At 44.4% G+C, this 22,880-nt stretch carries 18 protein-coding genes; 15 read left to right on the top strand and 3 right to left on the bottom strand.

Annotated features, from left to right (window positions below):
- The first annotated feature begins 230 nt into the window (after window positions 1–230).
- Together HMPREF3002_RS04330 and HMPREF3002_RS04325 are read left to right on the top strand one after the other, a co-directional pair.
- Complete coding sequence (locus HMPREF3002_RS04330; protein WP_024054981.1) at window positions 231–1,976, top strand: ABC transporter ATP-binding protein; 1,746 nt, start codon at window positions 231–233, stop codon at window positions 1,974–1,976.
- A complete protein-coding gene (locus HMPREF3002_RS04325; protein ID WP_061590967.1) occupies window positions 1,966–3,834 on the top strand; it encodes an ABC transporter ATP-binding protein in 1,869 nt (622 codons plus the stop codon). The genes HMPREF3002_RS04330 and HMPREF3002_RS04325 overlap by 11 nt, the downstream gene beginning before the upstream one ends.
- Window positions 3,835–4,135: 301 nt before the next feature.
- On the opposite strand, the gene HMPREF3002_RS04320 is transcribed toward HMPREF3002_RS04325, so the two are convergent.
- On the bottom strand, window positions 4,136–4,618 hold the full coding sequence (locus HMPREF3002_RS04320) for a glutathione peroxidase (RefSeq protein WP_045760200.1): 483 nt from the start codon (window positions 4,616–4,618) through the stop codon (window positions 4,136–4,138).
- A 159-nt stretch (window positions 4,619–4,777) separates the two neighbouring features.
- On the opposite strand from HMPREF3002_RS04320, the gene rexB reads away from it, so the two are divergent.
- From rexB to HMPREF3002_RS04305, 3 genes are read left to right on the top strand one after another with little or no spacing between them, the layout of a single operon-like run.
- Window positions 4,778–8,044 (top strand): ATP-dependent nuclease subunit B, encoded by a 3,267-nt coding sequence (gene rexB, locus HMPREF3002_RS04315; RefSeq protein ID WP_070665381.1) that lies wholly within the window; start codon window positions 4,778–4,780, stop codon window positions 8,042–8,044.
- Complete coding sequence (gene addA / locus HMPREF3002_RS04310) at window positions 8,041–11,706, top strand: helicase-exonuclease AddAB subunit AddA (protein ID WP_070665380.1); 3,666 nt, start codon at window positions 8,041–8,043, stop codon at window positions 11,704–11,706. Before rexB ends, addA begins: the two co-directional genes overlap by 4 nt.
- Before the next feature lie 3 nt (window positions 11,707–11,709).
- Complete coding sequence (locus HMPREF3002_RS04305) at window positions 11,710–12,027, top strand: DUF4298 domain-containing protein (protein WP_049522948.1); 318 nt, start codon at window positions 11,710–11,712, stop codon at window positions 12,025–12,027.
- A 357-nt stretch (window positions 12,028–12,384) separates the two neighbouring features.
- Here the strand turns inward: HMPREF3002_RS04305 and HMPREF3002_RS04300 are convergent, their stop codons facing one another.
- Window positions 12,385–12,555 carry a DUF3042 family protein gene (locus tag HMPREF3002_RS04300; protein WP_003002781.1) on the bottom strand — a complete coding sequence of 57 codons (171 nt, stop codon included), beginning with the start codon at window positions 12,553–12,555 and terminating at the stop codon, window positions 12,385–12,387.
- An 83-nt stretch (window positions 12,556–12,638) separates the two neighbouring features.
- Here HMPREF3002_RS04300 and miaA point away from each other — a divergent pair, with 83 nt between their 5' ends.
- The 10 genes from miaA to HMPREF3002_RS10630 all read left to right on the top strand — a co-directional run bounded on the left by miaA (window position 12,639) and on the right by HMPREF3002_RS10630 (window position 22,276).
- Window positions 12,639–13,526: a tRNA (adenosine(37)-N6)-dimethylallyltransferase MiaA gene (gene miaA, locus HMPREF3002_RS04295; protein WP_070665379.1), complete on the top strand. Its 888-nt coding sequence runs from the start codon at window positions 12,639–12,641 to the stop codon at window positions 13,524–13,526.
- A complete protein-coding gene (hflX, locus tag HMPREF3002_RS04290; protein ID WP_031576943.1) occupies window positions 13,519–14,766 on the top strand; it encodes a GTPase HflX in 1,248 nt (415 codons plus the stop codon). The genes miaA and hflX overlap by 8 nt, the downstream gene beginning before the upstream one ends.
- Complete coding sequence (locus tag HMPREF3002_RS04285; RefSeq protein WP_049491458.1) at window positions 14,750–15,379, top strand: cystathionine beta-lyase; 630 nt, start codon at window positions 14,750–14,752, stop codon at window positions 15,377–15,379. The genes hflX and HMPREF3002_RS04285 overlap by 17 nt, the downstream gene beginning before the upstream one ends.
- A gap of 3 nt (window positions 15,380–15,382) precedes the next feature.
- A complete protein-coding gene (rnz, locus tag HMPREF3002_RS04280; protein WP_003011107.1) occupies window positions 15,383–16,312 on the top strand; it encodes a ribonuclease Z in 930 nt (309 codons plus the stop codon).
- Window position 16,313: 1 nt separating this feature from the next.
- Window positions 16,314–17,069 (top strand): SDR family NAD(P)-dependent oxidoreductase, encoded by a 756-nt coding sequence (locus HMPREF3002_RS04275; protein ID WP_070665378.1) that lies wholly within the window; start codon window positions 16,314–16,316, stop codon window positions 17,067–17,069.
- Window positions 17,070–17,079: 10 nt separating this feature from the next.
- The gene (locus HMPREF3002_RS04270) at window positions 17,080–17,790 is read left to right on the top strand and encodes a class I SAM-dependent methyltransferase (protein ID WP_070665377.1); all 711 of its coding nucleotides are present in this window, start codon (window positions 17,080–17,082) and stop codon (window positions 17,788–17,790) included.
- 1 nt (window position 17,791) lies between these two features.
- Window positions 17,792–18,196, top strand: a complete 405-nt coding sequence (locus HMPREF3002_RS04265) for a GNAT family N-acetyltransferase (RefSeq protein ID WP_049491465.1) — start codon at window positions 17,792–17,794, stop codon at window positions 18,194–18,196.
- Between the two features lie 241 nt (window positions 18,197–18,437).
- Window positions 18,438–19,904, top strand: coding sequence for a hypothetical protein (locus HMPREF3002_RS04260; RefSeq protein ID WP_239682700.1), 1,467 nt, complete (start codon window positions 18,438–18,440; stop codon window positions 19,902–19,904).
- Window positions 19,905–20,091: 187 nt separating this feature from the next.
- Window positions 20,092–21,477 carry a hypothetical protein gene (locus HMPREF3002_RS04255; protein WP_049491470.1) on the top strand — a complete coding sequence of 462 codons (1,386 nt, stop codon included), beginning with the start codon at window positions 20,092–20,094 and terminating at the stop codon, window positions 21,475–21,477.
- Window positions 21,478–21,589: 112 nt separating this feature from the next.
- A complete protein-coding gene (locus HMPREF3002_RS10630) occupies window positions 21,590–22,276 on the top strand; it encodes a hypothetical protein (RefSeq protein ID WP_256263419.1) in 687 nt (228 codons plus the stop codon).
- Window positions 22,277–22,467: 191 nt separating this feature from the next.
- On the opposite strand, the gene HMPREF3002_RS04245 is transcribed toward HMPREF3002_RS10630, so the two are convergent.
- On the bottom strand, window positions 22,468–22,880 hold a 413-nt coding region (locus HMPREF3002_RS04245; protein WP_141754486.1), incomplete at its 5' end, for an LPXTG cell wall anchor domain-containing protein.

The raw sequence follows: 22,880 nt of genomic DNA, 5'->3' as shown, positions 1-22,880 counted from the left end.
GAGAGGCTAGGACTTTTGTCCCAGCCTCTTTTGTACTAGACCAACAGAAAAACGGATGCTGTCTAAAAATCTTGCATTTTTTTGCAATTTAGGTTACAATGAAAACTATAAAAAACGCGTAATCCCTAGGGTCTTTCCCTCAGGGAATTTTGTGTGTTTTGACCTATTTTCGATGGAAAGAAGCTTTGCTTCTACCGCAGGAAAAAGTATGAATAACATTGGAGGTAATAATGATTCGATCCTTAATTTCCGAGATCAAAGAATTCAAGAAGCCCTCGATTTTGGCTTCCTTGTTCATGGTCTTTGAAGTCATGTTTGAGATTTCGATTCCCTTTGTCATGGCGAGTCTTTTGGACCAGGGTGTTCAACAAAGAAACATGAACAATATTTTGTTTTACGGTGGGCTCATGCTGGTCTGTGCCTTTCTCTCCCTCTTTTGTGGGATGCAGTCTGCCCGTTATGGCGCCTATGCATCGGCTGGTTTTGCTAAAAACCTTCGTCGGGCCATTTTCAAAAAGGTTCAAACCTTCTCATTTGAGAATATTGATCAGTTCTCATCAGGTGGGTTAGTCACTCGGATGATGACGGACGTGACCAATGTGCAAAATGCCTATCAAATGGTGATCCGGATCTGTGTACGGGCACCGCTCAATTTGATCTTTGCCATTGTGGCTTGTTTCTTGATCAATCCAGAAATGGCCATGATCTTTGTCTATGTGACCATCTTTTTGGCAGCCGTCTTAAGCATCATCATGAAGATTGTTTATCCACTCTTCACAGAAGTATTTGAAGCTTATGACAATCTCAACAACAGCATTCAAGAAAACATCACCAATATGCGGGTAGTGAAGTCTTACGTTAAGGAAGCAGATGAAACGGTTAAATTCAAGAAGGCTTCGCGTTTGATTTACAACATGTTTATGAAGGCTATCCGTGTCGTTGTCTTGAGTAGCCCAGCTATGATGCTTTCCATGTATGCTTCTTTCCTTTTGATCTCATGGATTGGAGCTCATCTGATCGTTGGTGGCCAACTTTCTACTGGGAATTTGACTTCTATGTTTAGCTACACCATGACTATTCTCATGTCGCTCATGATGTTCATGATGATCTTTGTCATGTTGTCGATTTCTATGGCATCTGTTGAGCGGATCAATGAAGTCTTAACGACCAAAACGACGATTGACTCTCCAGAAAATGGGATCAAAGAAGTCGCTGATGGTTCGATCAACTTTGAAGATGTGACTTTTGCTTATACCGATGAAAATGGCGACAAGACCCATGTCTTACAAGGGATTAATCTTTCTATTCGTTCAGGGGAAGTGATTGGTATCTTGGGAGGAACAGGATCAGGAAAATCAAGCTTGGTGCAGTTGATTCCTCGTCTCTATGATGTCGAGTCTGGTCGGGTGACAGTAGCAGGCCACGATGTCAAAGAATACGATCTTGATTCCCTTCGTAAGCAAGTGGCCATGGTTCTTCAGACCAATGTCCTTTTCTCTGGTACGATTAAAGAAAATATGCGCTGGGGAAATAAGGATGCGACAGATGAAGAGATCATCGCAGCTTGTAAGATTGCCCAAGCCGATGAATTTATTCAAGATTTCAAAGAGGGTTATGACACCATGATTGAGCGTGGGGGATCCAATGTCTCTGGTGGTCAACGCCAGCGTCTTTGTATCGCGCGTGCCCTTCTTATGAATCCGAAGATCTTGATCTTGGATGATTCGACTTCGGCAGTCGATACCAAGACAGATAGTTTGATCCGTCAAGGATTGGCAACCAGCTTGAAAGAGACGACCAAAATCATCATTGGTCAACGGATTTCCTCTATTCAAGATGCAGATCGTATTATTGTGATGAATGATGGCCAAATCGATGCGATCGGTCGTCACGAGGAATTGCTTGCGACCAATGCCATCTACCAAGAAGTATATGAAATGCAAACACAAGGGAAAGGAGAAGCAGATGAAAACTAAGAAAAAAGCAAATCTAGGCTCTATCCTTCGCCTGCTCGACTTCCTTTGGAAAAACTACAAGGTGTCCTTGATTGTTTCCTTTATCTTAATCATTCTATCGTCACTTGCGACGGTCAATGTGACAGCTTCGATTCAGTCCTTGGTAGACGTCTATGTGGAGCCCATGCTGACAAGTAATAGCCATGATTTTGGACCGCTCTTGTCCTTCTTGACAAGGGTTGGTTTGATCTGTTTGATCGGGGTCCTTGCCAACTATGGCTTTACCTTGATCATGGCGACTGTTTCACAAGACTCACTTAGAAGTCTTCGAAATCAGTTGTTTGCCCGCATGCAAAAACTGCCAGTTCGTTACTTTGATACCCACCAACACGGGGACATCATGTCTATCTATACCAATGATATTGATGCCCTTCGCCAAGCGATTGAACAATCCATTCCTCAACTTCTATCCTCAGCGATTACCATCCTTGGGGTAACGATTACCATGCTGACGGTTAGTCCACTCCTGTTCTTGATTGTTCTTTTCATGGTTATCGTCATGGTCTTTATCATCAAGGATGTTTCTGGTAAATCAGGTCGTTACTTTGGGGCCCAACAAAAGAACTTGGGGATTGAGAACGGCTTTATTGAAGAAATGATGTCTGGTCAAAAAGTGGTCAAGGCCTTTGTGCATGAAAGAGAAAGCATTGAGGATTTTGACCGGATCAATGATCAACTCTTTGAGTCTTCCTACCAGGCTAACCGCTATGCCAACGTCCTCATGCCGATTCTTGGGAACTTGGGAAATGTTTCCTTTGTTCTAACAGCCTTGATCGGGGGCCTCTTTGCGCTAAACGGCGTCGGTGGTTTAACCATTGGTGGTCTTATGGCCTTTCTGCAATTGAACCGTTCCTTCACAGGTCCCATTGCCCAGGTCTCTCAACAATTGAACTTTGTCCTTATGGCCTTGGCTGGTGGAGATCGTGTCTTTGATCTTTTGGATGAAGAAGAAGAAGTCGACCAAGGAAAAGTGACGCTGGTCAATTATGAACTGGTCGATGGAGAAATGGTTGAAACTGATCAGAAAACCAACAAATGGGCTTGGAAACACCCACGTCCAAACGGAGATTACCAGCTTGTGAAGATGGTCGGAAATGTGGTCTTTGATGATGTTGATTTCTCTTATGATGGGAAGAAACAAATCCTTCATGGCATCAACTTGTACGCGGATAAGGGGCAAAAAGTGGCCTTTGTCGGAGCGACTGGTGCGGGAAAGACAACCATTACCAACTTGATCAACCGATTCTATGATATCCAATCCGGAATGATTACTTATGATGGGATCGATATTAAATTGATTGAGAAAGATTCTCTGCGTCGTTCCCTTGGAATCGTTCTTCAAGATACCCACTTATTTACTGGTACGATTGCAGAAAACATCGCTTACGGCCGTGCTGATGCAACACGGGAAGAAATCCTTGAAGCAGCTCGGATTGCCAATGTGGATTCCTTTGTCAAGCACTTGGATCAGGGCTATGAGACAGTCTTGACGGATGATGGGGCTGGTCTATCAAATGGTCAACGACAATTGATCGCCATTGCCCGTGCAGCCCTTGCCAATGCGCCTGTCTTGATCCTGGACGAAGCGACGTCTTCTATTGACTCACGGACAGAGAAGATGGTGCAAGAAGGGATGGACCGCTTGATGGAAGGTCGGACAGTCTTTGTTATCGCCCACCGTCTATCGACGATTGTCAATTCCGATGTCATCATGGTGATGGACCACGGACGCATTATCGAACGAGGCAACCATGCTTCCTTGATGGCAGAACGTGGCACTTATTACCGCTTGTACACCGGTGGACTTGAAATTGATTAATAATAAAAAAAGCTTGAGCGTTAGCTCAGGCTTTTTTGGCTTATGGATAATGACTTCTTAGAAACTTTCCTTAGGTGAGTACGGACGTCAGCGAACTTCGAAGAAGTTCCATGACTAATTATTGAGCCCCTTCGCTCTTTAATTTCTGGGCTCAGGCTAAAACAGTTTCCCAAACTGTTTTACTCTCAAAATTCCTGAGTGCCTGAAACGTTATTGTTTCAGGCACTTTTCTCACAGCGGAAAGTCTCGAAAATAAATAGCCATTCATCAAAAATCCTGACTACACTTTCAGGCTTTTTGCTTATTTCTCAAGTAAGTCTTGGATCAAGTCTTCCATGGCAGCTGGCTCTGTTTTGGAGGAGAAGCGTTGGGCAACTTGGCCTTGTCGGTCGATGACAAATTTTGAGAAGTTCCATTCGATGCGTTTGCCCAGTGGTCCAGCTGCTTGACTTTTGAGCCAGTCATAGAGAGGAAGGGCTTCTTTACCATTGACCTTGGCTTTAGCGAATCGTGGGAAGGTGGTCTGGTAGTTGAGGCTGCAGAAACTATTGATTTCTTCTGCAGTTCCTGGTGCCTGCCCCATGAATTGGTTACAGGGAATGTCTAGGATTTCCAGCCCCTTTTCCTGGTAGCGCAGGTAGAGATCTTGCAGTCCTTGGTATTGCGGGGTCAAGCCACAGCCTGTTGCTGTATTGACCACGATGAGGACCTTACCTTGGTAGTGAGAAAGGGGAATCTCCTCCCCATTCTGGTTTTCTAAAGAAAAATCATAAATGCTGGTCATCGGGATCATCCTTTCTGTTTCTTTAACTTCTATTGTAGCACAAATGTCCTAAAATTGGGGCAAGAGGAGCATGACTTCTTGCTTTAGTCCCTCCTGTGAAAATGATATAATAAGAAGATAACAAGCTCTCAAGAAAATGCCAAAAGGAGAACGGATCGGATGAAATTACTCTATACGGATGTTCGGACCCCCTTGACCCAGGTCCTGACACAAGAAGCCGTAGGGTTAGTAGAACAGGGCAAGCGTGTGTTTTACATTGCGCCCAACTCTCTTTCCTTTGAAAAAGAAGCCAAGGTCTTGTCCTATTTAGAAGGTCAGGCTTCTTTTGCCATTACCGTCACGCGCTTTGCCCAAATGGCCCGTTATTTCATCCTGAATCAGGTTTTTGAGGAGCAACCCTTGGATGACATCGGTCTAGGTATGCTATTTTTTAAAGCCCTGTCCCAGATGAAGGAGCAGGATCTCAAAGCTTACGGGGCCCTGCGCAAGGATCCTCAGTTTATCCAGCAACTGGTCCAGCTCTATCATGAATTGCAGACGGCCCAGATGGATTTTACCGATTTGGAGTTGCTCGAGGAAGCTGAAAAAAGAGAGGACCTCTTGGCGATTTTTGAAGCGGTCTCTGAGATGCTGGTCAAGCATCAGTATGAATCCCAGTCCAAGATGGCCTTTTTCCTCAATCAGGTCGAAGAAGGGCAGCTGGAAGAGCAATTACAGGATGTGGCGATCGTCGTCGATGGCTTCACGCGTTTTTCTGCAGAAGAAGAGGCTTTGATTGGTCTCCTTCACCGAAAAGGAGTGGAGATTGTCATCGGAGTCTATGCCAGTGAAAAAGCCTACCGGGCAAGCTTTAGAGAGGGAAATCTTTACCAAGCCAGTGTTGACTTTCTCCTCCAACTGGCAAAGACTTTCCAAGTTCAGCCTCAGTATTGTGGGCAAGCGATCGAAGACTCTTTTAGTCGCATTACCCGCATGCTAGAAGCGCGCTACGATTTTTCACAAGTGGAAAATGAGCTGGAGGACCAAGATCGAACAGCTATCCAACTCTGGCAGACCAATACGCAAAAAGAAGAGTTGGAATTTGTTGCCAAATCCATCCGTCAGCGTCTTCATGATGGGGCCCGCTATCGGGATATTCGGGTCTTGTTAGGCGATGTGGAAGCTTATCAACTGCAACTCAAGACCATTTTTGATCAGTATCAGATTCCCTTTTACTTGGGACGAAGTGAGGCCATGGTCCACCATCCCTTGATTCAGGTCATTGAATCGCTAGGGCGGATCAAACAGTTCAATTACCAGACAGAAGATGTCATCAATCTATTGAAAACGGGTCTGTATAGTGATCTGACGCAAGCAGAAGTCGATGCTTTTGAGCAATACCTTTGCTTTGCGGAAGTAAAGGGTGCTACAAAATTTCACAAGCCTTTTACTAGCAATCGTCAGGGCAAGTTTAATTTGGAAAAGCTTAATACTCTCCGAGAACGCGTCGTAGAACCTCTAGTCCCTTTCTTTTCACAGCGCAAACAAAAGGTGACCCAACTCTTAACCACCTTTACAGAGTTTCTGCAAGAGGCTCAGCTTTCTCAGAATCTACAAGCTTTGATCAAGGATCTAGCTTTGGAAGAGCAGGAGCGCTATGACCAGGTCTGGAAGACCTTCCTCCACGTCTTAGAAGAATTGAGTCTGGTTTTTGAGGACCAAGAACTGACAGTGGATGACTTTTTAGCTCTTGTCTTATCCGGCATGCAATTGTCACAATACCGGACAGTTCCTGCTACAGTTGATGTAGTGACCGTTCAGTCCTATGACTTGATTGAGCCCTTGACAGCCCCTTATGTCTATGCCATTGGGCTAACCCAGGAGCGATTTCCCAAGATCGCCCAAAACACCTCTCTTCTCAGTGAAGACGAACGCCAGCAGCTCAATGAGGCCACCCAAGAAGGAGCAGAGCTCCAGGTGGTGACCAGCGAAAATCTCAAGAAGAATCGCTTTGTGGCGGTTTCGCTCCTCAATGCAGCGACCGAACAACTGGTCCTATCGGCCCCTAGCTTGGTCAATGAAACGGAAGATAGTGTCTCTCCTTACCTTCTAGAATTGGCCAAGGAGCCCATTGCCATCAAGTGGACGACCAAACAAGCCCAAGCTTCGAGTGATGATATCGGGACCTACCGAGCCCTCTTAGCGCGCGTGATCGAACTCCATCAAGAAGAGATCACTAGTGAGCTGTCCGCTGAAGAAGCCAGCTTTTGGGGTGTGGCGGTACGGGTCTTGCGCAAGAAATTAGCCGCTGAAGGCATCCAGATTCCTCAAATTTCAACAGAATTGAAGAGTCGCCAGCTCCAGTCGGATACGCTTCAAGCGCTCTACCCAGAAGGCAAAGCCTTGACCTTATCTGCTTCTGCCTTGAATGAATACTACAAGCACCAGTACGCCTTTTATCTGCGCTATGTCTTAGGGCTACAAGAGGATGAGACCATCCAGCCAGACGCTCGCAGTCATGGGAATTTCTTGCACCGAATCTTTGAAAAAGTCTTAAAAGACAGCTCCGATCAAGCGTTTGATCAGCGCTTAAGCGAGGCGATTCGAGAAACCAGCCAAGAAGCAGAGTTCCAGCAATTGTATGGAGAAAATGGAGAGACCGAGTTTATTCGCAACTTGCTTCTTGATACCGCTAAAACAACGGGGCGTGTCCTCGCTCAGCAAAATGGCATCGAGACCATTGGTGAGGAGACCCTCTTTGGCGGGAGCGCCCACACCTCTTATCCTTTGTCTGATGGCCGTTTCCTGCGGCTACGAGGCAAGGTGGACCGCATTGATCAGTTAAGCGATCGGGGAGCTCTTGGCGTTGTGGATTACAAGTCGAGCTTGACGCAATTTCACTATGACAAGTTCTTTAATGGACTAAATTCTCAATTGCCAACCTATCTCTCTGCGATTCAGGATTTGAAGGAATACCAAGCGGAGCAAGGGATTTTCGGTGCCATGTATTTGGAAATGGGAGATCCCCTAGTAGATCTGAAAAAGACCAAGACAGTCGAGGACGCCATCAACCAAACTATGAAAAGTCAACAGTACAAGGGACTCTTTATGGCAGATCAGGCGCCTTATCTGGGAGAGGCCTATGATAAGAACAAGGCCATGATGCTGAGTAAGGAAGAGCTGGACCTGCTCCTCTTGTACAACGCTTATCTCTATAAAACAGCAGCAGAAGGGATTCTCAAAGGGCAATTTGCCATCAATCCCTATAGTGAAAATGGGCGCAATATCGCACCATATGTGGAGCAGTTTAAATCCATCACCGGCTTTGAAGCGGATCGTCACCTTGGTCAGGCACGGTTCTTGACCAAACTAGACCAAAAAGGAATACGCGGTGAAAAGGTGAAAGCCGCTTGGATCGAGAAGATGAAGGAGGTCTTGAACAAATGATCAAACAAGTATTTTTGACAAGAGAAGAAATCAAGGCCCTTCAGGCCCAAGAGGCAGCCTCTACTAAAGAGCAAAAGCGGACACCGGAACAGATCGATGCCATCTATAGTTCGGGGACCAATATCTTGGTGTCGGCCTCTGCTGGTTCGGGGAAGACCTTTGTCCTGGTGCAGCGGATACTGGATCAGATGCAGCGTGGCATTTCGATTAAGGAGCTCTTTATCTCGACCTTTACGGTCAAGGCAGCAGGAGAGCTCAAGGAGCGTTTGGAAAGTGAACTTGGAAAAGCCCTGCAAGCGAGCGATGACCCAGAGCTCAAGCAACACCTGGCCCGTCAAATCGCAGATGTCGCCACCAGCGATATCGGAACCATGGACTCTTTTACCCAAAAGGTCCTAACGCGCTATGGCTATTTGCTTGGGTTGGCGCCTCAGTTTCGCATTTTACAAAACGCTAGTGAGCAACGCCTCTTACAAAATGAAGTCTTTCAAGCTGTTTTTGACCGCTATTACCAGGGGGAAAACCAAGAAGCCTTTGTGCAGATGGTCAAGAATTTCACGGGGCAGCGCAAAAATTTGACCTTGTTTAAAGAACAGGTCTACCAGATCTATGACTTTCTTCAGTCGACCAGTGATCCGGAGAAATGGCTGGAAGAGCATTTCCTAAAAGGCTATGAGGAGACCGATTTTGACCAGGTTGAAGGCGATCTGATGGAGAGCATCCAGCAGGCCCTTTATGAAGCAGAAAGTTTTTTTGCCTTTCATTTGTCCAATGAGGGCCAAGCATTTGGCAAGGCCAAATATTTGGAAGCTGTAGAAGAGGTGCTCGATCAGATTGGAAGCCTAACAGGTCACACCAATAAAGAACAACTGACTTCGGTCCTAAAGGCAGTCGTGGCGATTAGTCGGGCTTCAAATGGGGGAGCCTTGACCAATAGAGCCCGAAAAGAAGAGCTGAAAGAGTTAGTCACGGCTTATAACCAGGATAAAACCATACATATCAACCGCCTCAGAGACTTGGAAAATCAGCTCTATCAGCTGGAATTTCAACAAGCCTACCACCAAGAAGAAGGCCCCATGCTCTCCTTGCTGCGGGACTTTATCAGAGACTTTGCTCGCGCTTATCTGGAGCGAAAAATCCAAGAAAAAGCTTATGAATTTGGGGATATCAGTCATTTTGCGATTCAAATTTTAGAGCAATTCCCAGAGGTGAGACAAGCCTTTCAAGAGCGTTATCATGAGGTCATGGTCGATGAGTACCAGGATACCAACCACACCCAAGAGCGGATGTTGGACTTGTTGTCAAATGGCTACAATCGCTTCATGGTGGGGGATATCAAGCAATCGATTTACCGCTTCCGTCAGGCAGATCCACAGATTTTCAATGATAAATTTAAGGCTTATCAAGAAGAAGGGGCGAAAGGGAGGTTGATCCTCCTCAAGGAAAATTTCCGGAGTCATGTGGAAGTATTGGACGCGACCAATGATGTCTTTCGCCATTTGATGGACGAAGAGGTGGGCGAGATTGACTACAATCAAACCCACTATCTAGTCGCAGGTAGTGACAAGCAGCGGATGGCCTTGCCACAACATCGGGCAGAATTTTTGCTCTATGATGGATCCCAAGATCAGGAAGAAAAGACCGAAGACGAGGAAGCTGCTTCTGGACTCGAGACGGTTTCCAAGGGAGAAATTCTCCTTGTCATCAAAGAAATTTTACGCCTTCATCGGGTAGAAAAAGTGCCCTTTAAAGAGATCACTCTCTTGACCGCGACTCGAACTCGAAATGACGCGATTCTGGAAGCCTTTGACCAGTATCGTATCCCGATTGTGGCAGATAGCGGACAGGCGCATTATCTTGAGTCGCTGGAAGTGATGGTCATGCTGGATACCTTGCGGACCATTAACAATCCCTTGCATGATTATGCCTTAGTGGCCCTTATGAAATCCCCCATGTTTGACTTTGATGAAGATGAATTGGCACGGATTTCCTTGCAGACCCTTCCAGAGAAAAAGCAAATGGCCTTCTACCACAAGGTCCAGTTAGCCCTTGAAAAGACTGCAGAGCATGCAAATCTGATTGATGCCAAGCTCTCAGCTAAAATCGAGAACTTCCTCCAGGTTTTATCTACTTGGCGGACTGCTGCTAAGACCTCTTCGCTCTATGATTTGCTGTGGAAAATTTATGAGGATCGCTATTACTATGACTATGTCGGCGCCCTTCCAAATGGGGCCCAGCGCCAGGCCAACCTCTATGCCTTGACGCTTCGGGCCAATGATTATGAAAAAGCCAACTTTAAGGGTTTGTCGCGCTTCATTGCCATGATCGACAAGGTAATCGAAAATGAACACGATTTGGCCAGCGTCCCTCTTGCAGCACCAAAAGATGCCGTCCAGCTCATGACCGTCCATAAGAGTAAAGGGCTGGAATTCAAGTATGTCTTTATTCTCAATATGGACAAGGCCTTTAACCGCAAGGATCAATCGGGACCGATTATCCTCAGTCGCCAAAAAGGGATCGGCTTTAAATATGTTGCGAACCTGCCGGTTGAGACAGAAAATCCAGCTGCTCCAGAAACCATTCGGCTGCAGATCGAAACGCCTTGCTACCAACACAATGCGGAAGAAACAAAATTGGCCACGATTTCTGAGCAGATGCGTCTTCTGTATGTCGCCATGACACGGGCTGAGCTCAAGCTCTATCTTGTCGGAAAAGGCCGGGAGGACAAACTGCATGATACTGATTGGGGGACCAGTCGCAATGGCAAGCTAGATCCAGAGAAGCGAAAAGAATGGACCTCTTATCAGGACTGGCTCTTTGCCATTCAAGATGTGTTTACCAAGAATACCCTGGCCTATGACACACGTTTTGTGACAGACGAAGACCTGACACCAGATCAGCTGGAACCACTAGAGAAGGAGAAGGATTCCCGCTTCGATCAGCTCAAGGATATCCGTCAGTCAGAGGATATTCGTCGGGCCTTGGATATCTTGGAAAATGTTGATCGGCTCAATCAGCTCTATGCTCCGGCTATTCATTTACCAAGTGTCCGTACACCTAGTCAGATCAAGAAATTCTACGAGCCGGTCATGGATGCCAATGGCGTTCAGATCATGGATGCAAAGACTGTGACGCCTGAGTTTGAGCTGCCAACTTTTGGTCAAGAAAAAGCCGTTACAGGAGCCCAGGTCGGTAGTGCAGTCCATGAACTCATGCAGCGCGTGCCTCTTGGAGAAGAAATCACGCTGGATACGCTGCATCAAGCCTTGGAGCAAGTTCAAGCAGAGCCAGCGGTCAAGGCCCGCATCAAGCTAGAGGCCATCCTTGCTTTCTATGAGACGCCTTTGGGGACCTTGCTTCAAAAAGAAGCCTCTCGAGTCCGGCGCGAAGCTCCCTTTGCCATGCTGAAGAAAGATCCAGCTAGTGGTGAGGACTTTGTCGTGCGGGGGATCTTGGATGGTTACGTGGTGCTAGAAGACCGGATCTTGCTCTTTGATTATAAGACGGATCACTACAAGGTTCCTAGTCAATTGGTCGAACGCTACCGGGATCAGCTCGATCTCTATGCAGAAGCTCTTCGTCGTTCTTATGGCAAAGAGCAAGTAGAAAAATACCTCGTGCTTCTAGGCGGCCCCCATCTAGAAGTGGTAAAAGTGGAGTAAATCATGGCAATTGCACAGGAAAATATCGAACGCATCCAAAGAATGGAAGGTTATTTGAATGACTATGCCAAGACTTTGGAAGAAACTAAAAAAGCAGTGGATCAGCTAAGAGAGCATCAAGAAAGCTATATCCAACTGCGCGATTATTATAGTAGTCAGGCCTATTTTGATGACTTGGACTTGTCCAATCAAGCTGACTTTCCAGCAGATCTTCCTTGTGGTGTCTTGTCTGAAGATGCCGTCTACGATTTGTTAGACGAGCATTTTCAGATGGGAGTGGAGCTCTTGGAGATCGCAACGAAAATGATCAAAGAACGGTGAAATTTCAATCTAAAAGCTCCGGTTTCCCGGGGCTTTTAGATTGAAGACAAACGTCATCATAGAAACTTTACTTAGGTAAGTACGGACGTCAGCGAACTTCGAAGAAGTTCCATGACTTAGTTTTGAACCTAAAGTTTCAAAACTCCCGAGTGCTAGAAACAATAGTGTTTCTAGCACTTTTCTCACGGCGGAAAGTTTCAGTATATGTTTGAATAAACATAATATATATCATTCTAATTCTTTTAGCATTACTTGTGTTAGCATATCGTGACAAACCCTACCAGTAAAAGAAAATTTTCCAAAATGGACTTTTTCTTCAGCAAAAAAAGCTCCGGTTGCCCGGAGCTTTTTGAATGATTAGTGTGAGACACGGCGACGTGCTGCTTTTTTGCGGTTTTCTTCGATGAAAGCTGCTTTTTGTTCTTCTGGTTCGATTACTTTTTTCTTGAATGTGTAAACTGCACCTGCGACAGCAGCAACTGTACCAGCAACACCAGTAACAAAACCTTTACCAAATCCTTTAGCCATGAGAATTTCTCCTTTTCTGAACTTTAAATATTTATGTTATAATATATGGTAACGAAAAAACGTGAATTTTGCAAGGAAAAACGATGAAAACCAAGATAATTGTGATTGTGGGACCGACTGCTGTTGGAAAAACTGCTCTTGCGATCGATTTAGCGCAAGCCCTCAATGGTGAAATTATCAGTGGCGATAGTCAACAAGTCTATCGCAAGCTAGATATTGGAACAGCCAAGGCGACACCAGAAGAGCAAGCAGCAGCTCCCCATCATTTGATCGATGTGCGGGAGGTGACCGAGTCTTACTCGGCTTTTGATTTTGTAAGAGAAGCTAAGACAGCGATTGAGGATATCACAGCTCGAGGCAAGCTTCCTATCATTGCAGGTGGGACGGGTCTTTACATCCAAAGTCTGCTCGAAGGTTATCATCTAGGTGGTGAAGTTCCTCATGAAGAGATTTTGGCCTATCGTGGTCAATTGGACGTGCTGTCGGACGAAGACTTGTACCAAAGGGTAGCGGAGCAAGGACTTGTGATTCCTCAGCTCAATCGCCGTCGGGCCATGCGGGCTCTTGAAATTGCGCATTTTGGGCAGGACCTCACAAACGAAGAAACCGATTATGAACCCTATCTCATCTGTCTAGATGATGACCGGTCCTTGATCTATGATCGCATCAATCGCCGAGTAGATCGCATGCTAGAGGAGGGCTTGCTGGATGAAGCTCGGTGGCTCTATGATGACCATCCGGAGGCTCAGGCAGCTAAAGGGATTGGTTACAAGGAACTCTTTCCTTACTTTAAGGGAGAGCAGAACCTTGAGGAAGCCAGTGAGATCCTCAAGCGCAATACGCGGCGCTTTGCCAAACGGCAGCTGACCTGGTTTCGAAATCGAATGGAAGTAAAATTTTACGCCATTTCTGCCCCGCACTTCAAGGAGCAGGTTCTTGCAGATGTAAAGGAGTTTTTACAGCATGATTGAAACAGAAAAAAAACAAGAACGCATCCTTTTGGTCGGTGTGGAACTTCAAGGCATGGACAATTTTGATATGTCTATGGAGGAGTTGGCGAGCCTGGCTAAAACAGCTGGTGGAGATGTCCGGGGCTCTTATACACAAAAGCGAGAGAAGTACGACACCAAGACCTTTGTCGGCTCAGGAAAACTCGAAGAAATCGCTCAAATGGTCGAAGCAGATGAGATCACGACGGTAGTGGTCAATAACCGCCTAACCCCCCGTCAAAATGTCAATTTAGAAGAAATCCTTGGGGTCAAGGTCATTGACCGGATGCAGCTGATTTTAGATATCTTTGCCATGCGGGCTAGGAGTCATGAAGGGAAGCTGCAGGTTCACTTGGCCCAGCTCAAATACCTTTTGCCACGCCTTGTCGGTCAAGGAATCATGCTCAGCCGTCAGGCTGGGGGAATTGGTTCTCGTGGTCCAGGAGAAAGTCAGTTGGAGTTGAACCGCCGGAGCGTTCGCAATCAAATCACCGATATCGAGCGCCAGCTCAAGGCAGTTGAAAAGAACCGGGAAACCCTTCGTGAAAAACGCTTGGAATCACCTGTCTTCAAGATTGGTTTGATCGGCTATACCAATGCAGGAAAGTCGACCATTATGAATCAGCTGACCAGTAAGAGCCAGTATGAAGCCGATGAACTCTTTGCGACCTTGGACGCAACAACCAAGAGCATCCATTTAACAGGCAATCTGCAAGTGACGCTGACCGATACGGTTGGCTTTATTCAAGATCTACCAACAGAGTTGGTATCAAGCTTTAAGTCGACCTTGGAAGAAAGTAAGAATGTAGACCTCCTGGTCCATGTCATCGATGCGTCTGATCCCAATCATGAAGAGCATGAAAAGACGGTACTTTCGATCATGAAGGACCTGGATATGCTGGAGATCCCTCGCTTGACGCTTTACAACAAAGCAGACAAAGTAGCAGACTTTACACCAACCCAGACACCTTTTAGCTTGATTTCAGCACGCTCTGAGACAGCCCGTGAAGATCTCCAGGCTTTGCTTCTAGAAAAACTGAGAGAACTCTTTGTTCCCTTTACCATTCGCGTTCCCTTTTCAAAATCTTATCGGACACATGATCTAGAGACAGTTGCGATCATTGACCAGCGCGAATTTGAAGAGGATGTCGAGGTCATTCAAGGCTATATCGCAGAGAAAAATAAGTGGAAGTTGGAAGAATTTTATGACGGATTACGTTGATTTAGCAATAAAATATGGAGGCTATACCAGCCTCGATCGGGTCTATCTGACCAATCTTTTAAGCACGATCCCTGAGGAATTGCGTCTTCGTGTGATTACGCCTCCCCCAAGTGTGATCAACGCTTATTTCGCAGAGCTCTACCAAAAGAAGAGCCCCAAGGAGGCCATGGATTATTTCTTGGACCTGAGTCGGGTATTTGACTTATTCACAGTTCAACAAAGCTTTGATGAACGAAAGCCTTTTATCCGCCTTAACTTATCAGGTAAGTCTTATGGCTTGGCTTACGTAAATGAAGAGCTAGCCTGTGTCTTTGCTGAACATCCAGCAGAAGATATCACCCCTGCCATTTTATTTGAAGTCGCAGAGATCTTTCCACATTGTTTGGTCTTTGAAAAAGATGGCAAGATCTGTCTGCAAGAGGCCGGCCCAGAAGTGGTCACAAAAACAGAAGCCCTCTCAGCTCTGACTGACTTGATGACCTTGGAAGATGGACGCTTGAAACTGTCAGGATATAACCAAGAAGAGCTCCTCGAGTTAGCGCAAGCCTACCCAGGCAACCTTTCTTTCCGTTCAGAGAACCGGACGGCCATGATTTATATAGATAGAAAGTAGACAATGGACATTCAATTTTTAGGAACGGGAGCTGGGCAACCCTCAAAAGCCCGTAATGTATCGAGCCTAGCGCTCAAATTGCTGGACGAGATCAATGAAGTCTGGCTCTTTGATTGTGGCGAAGCGACACAGAATCAAATTTTAGAAACGACTATTCGTCCGCGAAAGGTTAGCAAGATCTTTATTACTCACCTACACGGAGATCATATTTTTGGTTTGCCAGGTTTCCTCTCTAGTCGGGCCTTTCAGGCCAATGAAGAGCAGACGGATCTGGATATCTATGGACCAGTAGGGATCAAATCCTTTGTGATGACTAGTCTTCGCGTATCAGGCTCTCGTCTGCCTTACCGCATCCATTTTCATGAATTCGATGAACATTCTCTGGGTAAGATTTTAGAAACTGATAAATTCACGGTTTACGCGGAAGCTTTGGACCACACCATTTTCTGTGTCGGTTATCGGATCATGCAGAAGGACCTCGAAGGAACACTCGACGCAGATAAGCTCAAGGCAGCGGGCGTTCCATTTGGACCGCTCTTTGGTCAGGTTAAAAATGGACAAGATGTCACCCTGGAAGATGGGACTAAGATCATTGCAGCGGATTATATTTCAGCTCCTCGACCTGGTAAGATTATCACGATCCTTGGAGATACCAGAAAGACGGATGCCAGTGTCCGCCTTGGAGTCAATGCAGATGTCCTCGTCCATGAGTCCACCTATGGTAAGGGCGATGAGAAGATTGCTAAGAAACACGGTCACTCGACCAATATGCAGGCAGCAGAAGTAGCGCGTGAAGCTGGAGCGAAGCGCCTTCTTCTCAACCACATCAGTGCTCGCTTCTTATCAAAAGACATCAGCCAATTGCGCAAGGATGCATCCAGCATTTTTGAAAATGTCTATGTCGTCAAAGATTTGGAAGAAGTGGAGATCTAAGATGCGAACCATTCTCATAACAGGAGCAAGTGGAGGCTTGGCCCAAGAAATGGTCAAGCTCCTCCCTGAAGATCGGCTGATTCTTCTAGGTAGAAATCAAGAAAACCTAGAAAAACTCTATGCCAGTCATCCTCAAGCTGAATGCATCGGGATCGATATCACAGATTCATCAGCTGTCCAAGATTTGGTAGAAGAGCTCTATCAGCGCTACGGGCAGATCGATATCTTGGTCAACAATGCAGGCTATGGGATCTTTGAAGAGTTTGACCAGATTACCAATGAGCAAATTCATGCTATGTTTGAAGTCAATACCTTTGCCCTCATGCAGCTCTCACGCTTGATGGGTGCGCACATGAAGGCGGCAGGAAAGGGGCACATCGTCAACATCGTCAGCATGGCGGGTCTCGTCGCAACTGCCAAATCCAGCCTTTATTCGGCTACTAAGTTTGCAGCCATTGGCTTCTCCAATGCCCTGCGCTTGGAACTCATGCCCTTTGGTGTCCATGTGACGACGGTTAATCCAGGCCCCATCCGGACCACTTTCTTTGACCAGGCAGACCCAGACGGAAGCTATGTCAAGGCTGTGGACCGCTACATTTTGGAACCAGACTTTGTGGCTAAGAAGATTGTGAAGAACTTTGGAAAAGCAAAACGCGAGCTCAATTTGCCTTGGCTCTTGAACCTAACTCACAAGCTCTATACCCTTTTCCCACGCATCTCAGACAAGCTAGCCAGCAAGATGTTCAATTTCAAATAGGAGGAGATCGATGGCCGTGAATATTCAAGCCTATTTAGAAAACCTCCAGCAACCCTGGGGACAGATCTATTATGATATCCTTTTTGAACAATTACAGGACATCAAGGGAAAACGGGTGCTTGATTTCGGGAGTGGTTTTGGCCTTGTAGCCAACCATCTAGCGCAAGAAAATCAAGTCCTAGCTGTGGAGCCTAATGAGGAAATGGTGGCCTTGCGGGTCCAGGACCATCCCTACCAGCAACTCGTCGGGAGTCTGGACCAGTTAGCAAGTCTTGAAGATGCCAGTTTTGATGTCATCCTCTGTCACAATGTCTTGGAGTATGTAGAGGATCGCAAGGTGATTCTAAAGGCATTCACTCGTCTCTTGAAACCAGGAGGCCTGCTCTCTATCGTCAAGCATAATGAGGTTGGCCGCGTTCTGCAGACAGTCGTCTTTGAAAATGATACTCAAAAGGCGCTTGATCTCTTAGCAGGTCAGGACTTGGAAACTCACTCCATGGGCTTGGCTCAGGCCTATGATCTAGATAGAGTAGTAGAAGATCTAGCCCTTGAAGTCAAGGATTACCAAGGAATTCGAGTCTTTTATGCCTTGCAGGACAACCGCTTCAAAGGCCAAGAAGGCTGGCGAGAGTCTATGCTTGAGATGGAGCTGGCCGTTTGTCAAGAGTCCCCTTACCGGGATATCGCCTTCTTCCAGCACTATACCTTAAAAAGGAGTTAAGATGTTACATTATAAAAAAGAAATTCCAGCGATGGAAGACCTACTCGCACTCTACAGCTCGGTTGGCTGGACCAATTATACCAAGAACCCAGCTATGTTAGAAGAAGCCGTCAAAGCCAGTCTCTGGCAGTTGGCCGTCTATGATGAGAAAGAGCTCGTCGCCTACATTCGCTTGGTAGGAGATGGCCACTCTGTCCTTTTGGTACAGGACCTTTTGGTACGACCAGATCACCAGCGCCAAGGCATTGGAAGGAAACTCTTAACAGAGGCTTTAGCGACCTTCCCAAATGTCTATCAACGGCTCCTCGTCACAGAACGTAGCGAGAAGAATCTAGCCTTTTACCAGTCACTAGGCTTTGTTGAACTTTCAGAGCAAGCCTGTACAGGGATGATATATATGAAATAAAGAGAGTGGGACAGAAATCGGTAATTCGTTAGAATTCGATTTCGTCGTCCCTCCTTCGCACAGTTGAGTAGGGCTGTAAAAGCTGATGAAATCAGCGTAGTAGAGCCCATCAACCACTGCGTCTTGCTCGACAATCCAAAAATAATTGAGAGGCTAGGACTTTTGTCCCAGCCTCTTATCTATTTGACTGACAAAAGGGGAGTTTGATGGTAAAATGAGGAAGAGATCAGGAGGAGATGGAATGAAGAAGAAAATAAAATGGTGCCTTGTCTTATGTTCGGTACTTATACCAGTATGTTTGAGTGCCTGCAAACAAGGAACTGTAGAAAAACAAGGTTCTTCGAATAAAGAAGTACAGAAGAAAATCGATCGAAAAAACATTCATTTTGATAAGACAGGACCAGCTGCATCATTTGATTGGAATGCTAAGAGTGGTAATAAATACAGAACATTTGATCATGATCCTTCATATATGAGATCAGCTCCGAGTGACGGGATTTCTAAATATAGTCTGCAACAAAATGAAGCTCCTCTCGATGAAGAGGGAAAAGTTCAAAAAGCTTTGCAAGTAGTTGAAGCAATTTACATTGACCAAGATGAAATGGACACAGTAGTCAAGGCTAGTGGAGTAATGAGTCAGGAAGAAATGTATAACCGGATCTGGAAGGACTATATTGTTCCTAAAATAGAAGAAAGTAATAGGACCTTTGATTCAAATACTTATTTTGAGTATCTAGGAGAAAAATATCCGCTCAAAATCTATGGTCCCATGTATTTAAAATTAATGACCAATGCTCTACCCACTGAAAGGAGTTACGAATTAAAGGGATATGCAGTTAAGGGGAATAAGGTAGTCCTAAAAATTCAAACACCAGTCTATAGTCCAAATCAATTACCAAGAGGAAAAGGGTACAGATTGAGTGTTGATCCAAAGAATCCAAATGAGACCATGTATGCTTGGTTAGATGAACTACACGAGAACTATGCTGAAAAAGACAACCGAGGAGACCATCTTTCTTATATAATGCTTTCTACCATCTTACAACATTTAGTTAAGGAAAATTTTAATGCGAGTTTTTCAACAGGTGATATGATTGGTAGTACGGAAATGACGATCGAAATGGAGGTGACCAACCAAGGTCAAGTCCAAATTGATACTAAAAATTTGGCACTCTTGTTACAAATTCCTCAACAAATGCAGAAAGCTAATCAATCTGGAGGTGGAAATGATAATAGTATCTTTTGGCCCATCTTTACTGATAGGGTCACTGATGAAGGAAAGGTAAGTGAAAAGCTAAAAGATTTTAACCCACAAAATCCAGTCAAAAAATATGCAATTGGAGAGCCAGTCGTTTTCGGAAATGGAATAGTCGTAACGTTGGATAGTGTACGTGAAGAACCGAACCTAGATATCCAAGACGATCAAGAATTTGTTGATAAAAATAAAAATCAACACAAAATCATTGTTCAGTTTACCATTTCAAATCCAACTCATCTAACCGTTGCAAATACTCCAGATTATACAAATGTAGACCTACATGATGGCCAGGGGAAATCTGCTTATATGTTGAATAACACTTTAAATTATAAACAGCCAACAGTCCTTGAAGCAGGAGAATCTGGTATATATAAAATTAACTATTTAACAGATGGGGATGGACCATTTACGGTTGTTTATGGTGATACAAAATGGGTCCTTCAAAAATAAAGAAGAATCCTAACCTTTAGTCAGCTTATTGTAAAAGTTAGTTAGTTTAAGAAATTATCAGAAGCTTCAGTTATCAATGAATTATTAAAAAATTTATTCATATGCGGTTGGAAAAGTCGGAAGACTTTTAAAGAAAACTGACGAACAAATAAGGTAAAAGAAGCGTACAGAAAGTAGAGAAGAGAGAATGAAGAAGGTTTTTAAATCAATTAAGTTTTGGATATTTGTATTACTCGTTATCTTGGCAGGAGGCTGGTTTATTCAATATGAAATTCATAAGCGTGATATATCACAATTTGTAACTTGGAACCCTCGTCCACACATAGTTGATTCCCAATTTATTGCAGGTGGGAAAGCAGTAGCCATTCAATGGGATAATAAAGAGGAAGTGGATGAGGCGATGGAAGCATATTCGTATAATTCAAAAGTTAAAGTAGAATGGTTTATAAATGGTGGAAATAGTGAACGGTACATTGCACAAGAAAGTTACAAATTAAAATCTGACCCACGTCTCTATTATCAATATTATATTCGTGGTAATCAAGTTCCTTACTTAACTACAAATAAAGCACAAAAAGGGGAATACTGGCTCATTGATGTCTATGATACCAAGGACAAGCGCTTAGTGAAGAAGACGTATGATGTTTTTAAGATAGTACGAGATATGAATAAAAATTATATCCCTTTATATGTTAGAGTTTCTTCGATGATGTTGGATACAGATGATGGAGAAACATACATTCCGATTGATATTCTTGTCGATAAGAAAGACAAATATATTGTAGAACCTGGAAATATCTATGTACAAACAGAGTATCAATCTCGTGAAGGGTTAATGAATGTTAAGGATGGAAAGATCGCTTGGAAAACCTCATCAGGCAAAGGTTATGAACAACTTCAAAAAGATAGTCGAGAAAGCGACAAAGACTTGCATCCATTTGAATACAATTTTGGAGAAGGACAATTGCAGCTCCAACATTCACGTTTGTTATATACAGCTCGTAGTGATGAGACTAAGGACATCCCATTGAAAACACTCTATCCGAAAGTATATTCGATTTTGCGCAAAGGGAATGATTTCACTACTGTAAAATGGGATGAAGAATATACAGAAGGGGAGAATGCCTATCTATACTTTCTCGGACCAGAAGATCTCAACTTTGATATTTCATTTTTGGAACTGCTTTATCCAGGGGATCGTTCAGGTGGATGGTATGATGTCCTACAGTATCATAAGATACCAGCAGAGCTTTCAAAAGATGGGCAAGAACATTATGTGAATAACAAAAAGGAGTTTTTCCAATATTTTAAAAAGGAATTAAATCAAAGTAACGATGCTACAGAGTTCTCATTGCTGAGACGCTTATATGAAGTACAGAACTACGTGGTCTCTAGAGATTTTGGTCAGTCCTTCGCTAATCTGACCATACCAGCTGAGTATACTAAAGATGGGAAGGTTCATGTCGTTCAAAATGATGAAGAATTCTTCAAATATATGGATTTAGAGAAAATTCCTAATAAAAAGATGAAAGAAGATATTAAAAAAATGTTCCCATATGATGTAAATAATTAATCGATTAGGTCGGATTTAACAAGGAGGTCAGGCTATGAAGCTCAACTATTTCAAACTATTCGCAGGAATTCCACTTATTCTATGTTGCCTGTTTCTTTCCAGTTGTAAGATCATGAAACCGAGTGATTATAAAAAGGCGAAGGAAGTAGTCAGCAGTGAGCTTGCTAAGGTTGGTCTGCATGGGAATGTTAAAATTAACCGTCTTTCCTGGCAGGCTTTAGAAATTCCAGGTTATAATGTCGATTTTACTTATTCGGAGAAAACCTATGACGGTCAAACCGTACCTCTTGAGGTGCATGCTTTCTTACAAAATGACTGGTCTGATCCCTATGGACAAACCACTCCAAGTTATAAAGAAGTTTTTACAGAGCAGAAGGCAGTACAGAAAAAAGAGGCCCAACTACTGGATAAGCTTAAAAAGCAGGATCTAGGCCTGACGCTCTCTTATTTTCATTTTCTCCCCAATGTTGATTCTTCTTATCAAAAGGAGGCTGCAGAAGAATTGGAAGAACTGGCGGCTCAAAATAGGCAAGAAGGAAAGAACGATTTCGCGGGTTATTACCAGATTCCGTACGCCACCCTTATTCAAAAGGGGATGGTTCGTATGATGATCTCAGTAGAAGATGACCAAGCCATCCAGGAAAAGGATTTAAAAGTTGCTGCTAAAAAGTTGGATGCCAGTGATCTTCCAGATGGTGATTATGATTTCTATTATCTGGATTTCAAGAATAAAGATCATGAATCCATCACTTATAAATTCAACGTTAAGGATGGACAGGTTGTGAAATTGGATCAGTAAAAAAGGTAAAATAGAAAAAACGACAGCTCAGGATGAAGGTCCCTGAGCTGTTTTTGTTATCTATTAAAGAAAAACGGGATAAAAAAGAGAACCTTTCGGTTCTCTCTTATTTGTTTCAACTTCTACGAATGAGAGTAGAAGTTTCTTCGTTAGGGGGTTGATAGAAGTAAGGACTGTTCCTAATGATACTATTAGTTATCAGTCAATTTCCGTTTGATTCCAACAGCACCTGCTAAGACAAGAATTCCTGAGAAGACAAGTCCAGATGCAACAACTTCACCTGTATTTGGAAGAAGCGTTTTGCGACCTCCCCCATTGTTTCCACCATTTGAACCTGGCGCACTTGGTGTCGTTGTGGTACCAGAATGATCAGGTTTATTTGGTTTTTCGGGTGTAGTCTTAGGCTCTGCAGTAGTAGTTGTTGTTGTTGACGTTGTGCCTTCCTCACTACTATTGTGGTTTCCTGGTTCTTCTGGTGTTGTATCAGGAGTCTCAGGTGTAGTAGGTACAGTAGTCTTAGGCTCTTCAGAAGTAGTTGAAGTAGTCGAAGGTTCATCGGTAGTCGTTACTGTAGTCTTAGGCTCTTCAGTTGTAGTTGAAGTAG

Origin of the sequence: Streptococcus sp. HMSC065E03, from assembly GCF_001815045.1 — a bacterium.
Lineage (GTDB): Bacteria > Bacillota > Bacilli > Lactobacillales > Streptococcaceae > Streptococcus > Streptococcus parasanguinis_AD.
This window is presented reverse-complemented; position numbering and strand designations above follow the sequence as displayed.